This window comes from Arsenophonus sp. ENCA, assembly GCF_002287155.1.
In the GTDB taxonomy this organism is placed as follows: Bacteria; Pseudomonadota; Gammaproteobacteria; order Enterobacterales; family Enterobacteriaceae; genus Arsenophonus; species Arsenophonus nilaparvatae.
The window spans coordinates 1-4378 of sequence record NZ_NHNG01000731.1; the positions used below are offsets into that span (position 1 = coordinate 1).

Here is a 4378-nt window from a genome sequence, read left to right on the forward strand (position 1 = left end):
ATTTGAAAACACCTTTGTTTTATATTTTTTTCTCTCAACCCATACTGCAACATCGAATTTTAATTTAGCGACATCAATACCCACTGAGGTTTTGATCATGGTAAATTCTCTCATGAAAAACAGATAATTGAATATATCGTCCTAACCTTCCTTATAAATACGTGCTCGTAGCACAAGATACCGTTCGGTTTTGAAGACGATGATGAATATGTCACCAGGGTTTAATCTGAGGTACAAGCTCTAAGCTTAAGGCAGCGTACAAACTCACCGGTAACATCCCAATGATCAGTTGGGGATCATTAACCTTTGACAGTCAATGATCAAGATATAAGGTGGTTGGCAGAGGTGAAAAAGATAACATGCTCATTGATATACCTAAGCAAGGCTTTCCTCACCACGCCATACTCAGTCGAACGATAGCAGGCGTAATTGGTTCGGCGCTGGAAGCCAGTAGCAAAAAAGGGACTATTTACTGGGTCAACGGGATAGCGGCTTATCGTATCGATGAATTAATTAACCTTCACTGGTTTTCACTCGGTAAACGAAAGAAGATGAGTAACCAACGGCTTTACACAGAATATCACGATTATTCGAATTATAAGCGCATGGCGAATGCCAGTAAGCCTGTTGCTCAATAGCAAAATTAATTGTGACTTACAAAAAAACCAGCTATTGATGATAAAATAATCAATTTTTGAATTAAAAATGACCTATATAAGATTAAAAAATAACCTATTTTTGTGTTTTTTAGATGTATCTAACTTGTTTTTATTGAAAGCAGTTTTATTTCACTATTAAGCAACAGGCTTAGTGGTGACCAGGAAATGTTGCAATCTATCAAAATCATCGAAAAATTTACCCCGTTACCCAAGAAAGTGGATATTTTACGCAAACGAACGGTAGACAGTGAAGATGAAGCAACGGTTACGGTTACCGCTGCCCACCGCGCAAAGGGACTGGAGTGGGATATTGTCGAAATCAATCATGACTTTCCAAATAATCTTTTTGACCCTGAAATGAACAAAGCAGCCTTTAAAGATGAAGTGAATTTGCTGTATGTTTCCGCGACCAGAGCGAAGAAGACACTTATCATCAATAAATTGTTGGTAAATATTCTAGCCAAAGTTGTTGAGCATGAAAAAACGGCATAGGATTGATTCAGGAACGCCCATAAAACCGCCTGTAATCGATTTTGAGCGGTTTTCTTGTGATTAGCATGAAAGAGAATACCCGTAACAAAAAATAAACGCACCTGAGAAGATATGGTGCGTTTTTGTATGGCTGGATTATGATGTCTGATATGTAATGAATAAATAGAGTATTTAATATAGCCTGTTTGTTTGCCATAATTCAATCTGACGCTAGCCATCATTGAAGATATCGGATGAGTAAAAAATTTACCCCAACCCCACACGATAGTGTATTCAAGCAGTTTTTAAGTGAGAAAGAAACGGCTAAAGATTTCTTCGATATCTGGTTACCTGATGAGATTAAGGCATTGTGTGACTCGGATAGCATCAAAGTAGAATCTGGCTCATTCATCGATAGTAATATGAAGAATTACCAGAGTGATATTCTCTATTCCGTCAGCACAACGAAAGGAAGAGGATATATCTACGTATTAATTGAGCACCAATCCACGCCTGATAAGCTCATGGCTTGGCGATTGATGCGCTATAGTATGGCCGCTATGCAAAAACATTTAGAGGCTGGCCACAAAAAATTACCGTTAGTGTTTCCTATCCTGTTTTACACAGGCGAAAAAATTCCTTATCCCTATAGCACTCATTGGCTTGACTGTTTTCATGACAGAAAACTCGCAGAGCGTATCTACACCAATCCCTTTAAGTTAGCCGATGTCACCACACTTGAAGATGGTGAGATTATGAAGCATAAGCGAATGGCTTTGTTGACCCTGATACAGAAGCACATTCGAAGACGCGATATGACGGAGCTTATGAATGAAATCGTTACGCTGTTGTCGTATAATTATTATACCGATAATCAAGTGATAACGTTGTTTAACTATCTCATTCAGGAAGGTAACGCCAAAAAACCAATGGAATTTATCACTGAGATAGCCAAACAATCAGAGAAACACGAAGGAGCACTTATGACTATTGCTCAACAAATTGAAGAGATCGGAATTCAAAAAGGTATACAACAAGGTAAAGCAGAAGGCCTTCAAGAAGGTAAAATTGAAGGAATTCAAGAAGGGATTCAAATTGGTGAACAAAAGGGGATGCAAAAGGGCGAAAAACAGGCATCGATGAAGATAGCGCGCCAACTTCTTGAGAAAGGCGTAGAAAGAGATATCGTGAAACTATCAACGGGTCTCACTGATACTGAAATGAGTAACCTGTTTAAAGATTAAAATTATGACCGAACGCCAGAAATTAACTCTCAATCCCCCTAGAAAGGCTTCACAGGAAGAGCAGCCCCAAAGTAACTCAGTTTACCGTAAAAAGGTCTGGGTGAATGCTACACCTAAAAAACAGGCAAAAAAACCGAAACCCCAAAAGGTAGCAAAACCTCAGCCCAAGAAGGTTGAAAAACCTAAACAGGTAGTGAAGGTTAAAACCCCTAAACCACCTAAAAAACGATTGCCGTTAGAAGAAGCCATCTTACAGATAACCACTTTTTGGCCTTATCTTTTTCCTGATGGCAAGTTATGCCCAATGAAAATTGGTATACAACAAGATATGTGGCAAGAAGTGAAGGAAAAGGAGTTACAGATAGCCAGAAGGCGTTTAAGAGCCTGTTTAGGTAGTATTGGTTATCACGCTGATTATCGGGTACTTATCCAGTTAGGCGCGTTTCGTTATGACAAAGACGGTCAGATAGTAGGAAAAGTCACCCAAGCCGATGTTGACGATAATTTGCGACGTTTACCACGACGAAACAAGAAAAAGATATAACTAAAGACAGCAAGCTCAAAGTGAGTAAGATTGTTATTATCTTAATGTAACAAAAGTGTATTTTTTTTATTTATAAGCCTCAGTTTGAGGTTTTATTATTTTATTTTCTCAATTTGAGTTGTAATGAGTTAAAGTAGTAATTTAATGACTCATTTTGAGATGGTTAAGTTAATATTATTATTTATTTATGCAATATTTTATTTTAATTAATTCTCAAAATAAGATTTTATTTAAATATTAACTCATTTTGAGTTAAGTTATGTAAGATATAATTACTTTATTGGGTTTATTTATGTTGAAAATTGCCTGTGATGATGGTTCTACTAGCGTTAAATTAGCCTGGCTAGAAAATGAAAAGATAGTGACACATATATCACCGAATAGCTTTAAAGAAGGTTGGAATACTGAGATATTGAGTAATAATCCAGTATTCAATTATTTAGTTGATGATAAAAAATATACTTTCGATATCGGGAGTAGTTCTGTTATTGAAACAACGCATGTGTCCTACCAATACAGCGCGCTCAACCGACTCGCCATTCACCATGCGCTTTTAACTTCAGGTTTACTCCCTCAAGATATTGAGTTGACTGTGACGCTTCCTGTTACTGAATTCTTTACGGAAGATGCGCAAATTAACGAAAAGAATATTCAGCGAAAAAAAGAAAATATCTTAAAGAAAGTTAATATGTAAGCGTCATTGGAACCACACAGTGCGCTGCTGCGTGGTTTAAGGTAAGGTGATTTTCCAGGGTAGTAGTGCGTTCCAGTCGATATCCTCATCTGGGTATTTTAGCGCCGTCAGCAACGCCAAAAGATAATCGTATGGGTTAAGTCCATTGATACGTGCACTTTCCACCAGGCTGTACAATAGCGCGCTGGCATGGGCACCGGATTCCGTATTGGCAAACAGCCAGTTTTTTCTACCAATTACAAAAGGCTTTATCGCCCGTTCGGCGCGGTTATTGTCGATACTCAAACGACCATCCTCCAGATAGCGCATCAGCTTTGGCCATTGTTTTTGACAATAACCAATGGCTTTACCCAGATAGCCTTTCGGGAGCACCTTCGTCTTTGATAACCAGGCTTCAAACTCCTCCATCAATGGACGCGCTTCGCTCTGTCGCCGTCGGTAAATCTCTTCAGGAGAAAGCCCTTGACACGTTTTTTCTATCCGGTACAGTTTCTGAATTAACCCTAAGGCCCAAATGGCTTTGCCTACTTTGGTATTCGGCTGGGCTCGCCGAGCCTCTTCAAATTTACGGCGCGCATGCGCCATGCAGCCAACGAGTTGAGCTTCCGTGCCATGATAACCCGCGTAGCCATCAACTTGCAGATACCCCGTATAGTTTACCAGGAATTCGCTCGGGCAACGCCCGCTGCGCGAGTCTTGGTAGTCGTAGATAACCAGGTGCGGCGTGTTATCTTCCACATTTCGCACATCACTGCCGGTGCCATAC

General features: G+C 39.4%; 6 protein-coding genes. 5 read left to right on the plus strand and 1 reads right to left on the minus strand.

The genetic code is table 11. The features are described from left to right. The first annotated feature begins 332 nt into the window (after positions 1–332). The 5 genes from CBG25_RS18950 (at position 333) to parM (ending at position 3612) form a co-directional block, all read left to right on the plus strand. On the plus strand, positions 333–638 hold the full coding sequence (locus tag CBG25_RS18950; RefSeq protein WP_290608602.1) for a hypothetical protein: 306 nt from the start codon (positions 333–335) through the stop codon (positions 636–638). A 186-nt stretch (positions 639–824) separates the two neighbouring features. Beyond that, positions 825–1151, plus strand: a complete 327-nt coding sequence (locus tag CBG25_RS18955) for a 3'-5' exonuclease (RefSeq protein ID WP_290608604.1) — start codon at positions 825–827, stop codon at positions 1149–1151. 233 nt (positions 1152–1384) lie between these two features. Then, complete coding sequence (locus CBG25_RS18960; RefSeq protein WP_290608605.1) at positions 1385–2374, plus strand: Rpn family recombination-promoting nuclease/putative transposase; 990 nt, start codon at positions 1385–1387, stop codon at positions 2372–2374. A gap of 4 nt (positions 2375–2378) precedes the next feature. Further along, positions 2379–2918: a ProQ/FINO family protein gene (locus CBG25_RS18965; protein WP_290608607.1), complete on the plus strand. Its 540-nt coding sequence runs from the start codon at positions 2379–2381 to the stop codon at positions 2916–2918. Between the two features lie 292 nt (positions 2919–3210). Continuing rightward, on the plus strand, positions 3211–3612 hold the full coding sequence (gene parM / locus CBG25_RS18970) for a plasmid segregation protein ParM domain-containing protein (RefSeq protein ID WP_290608609.1): 402 nt from the start codon (positions 3211–3213) through the stop codon (positions 3610–3612). A 36-nt stretch (positions 3613–3648) separates the two neighbouring features. Here parM and CBG25_RS18975 read toward each other — a convergent pair. Beyond that, positions 3649–4378, minus strand: a 730-nt coding sequence (locus CBG25_RS18975; protein ID WP_290604254.1) for an IS66 family transposase, incomplete at its 5' end; no start/stop codon positions are given.

Excerpts from the sequence above, each read along its gene's own strand:
- CBG25_RS18965 (WP_290608607.1), top strand. The coding sequence starts at position 2,379 with ATGACCGAACGCCAGAAATTAACTCTCAATCCCCCTAGAAAGGCTTCA.
- CBG25_RS18955 (WP_290608604.1), top strand. The coding sequence starts at position 825 with ATGTTGCAATCTATCAAAATCATCGAAAAATTTACCCCGTTACCCAAG.
- parM (WP_290608609.1), top strand. The coding sequence starts at position 3,211 with ATGTTGAAAATTGCCTGTGATGATGGTTCTACTAGCGTTAAATTAGCC.
- CBG25_RS18960 (WP_290608605.1), top strand. The coding sequence starts at position 1,385 with ATGAGTAAAAAATTTACCCCAACCCCACACGATAGTGTATTCAAGCAG.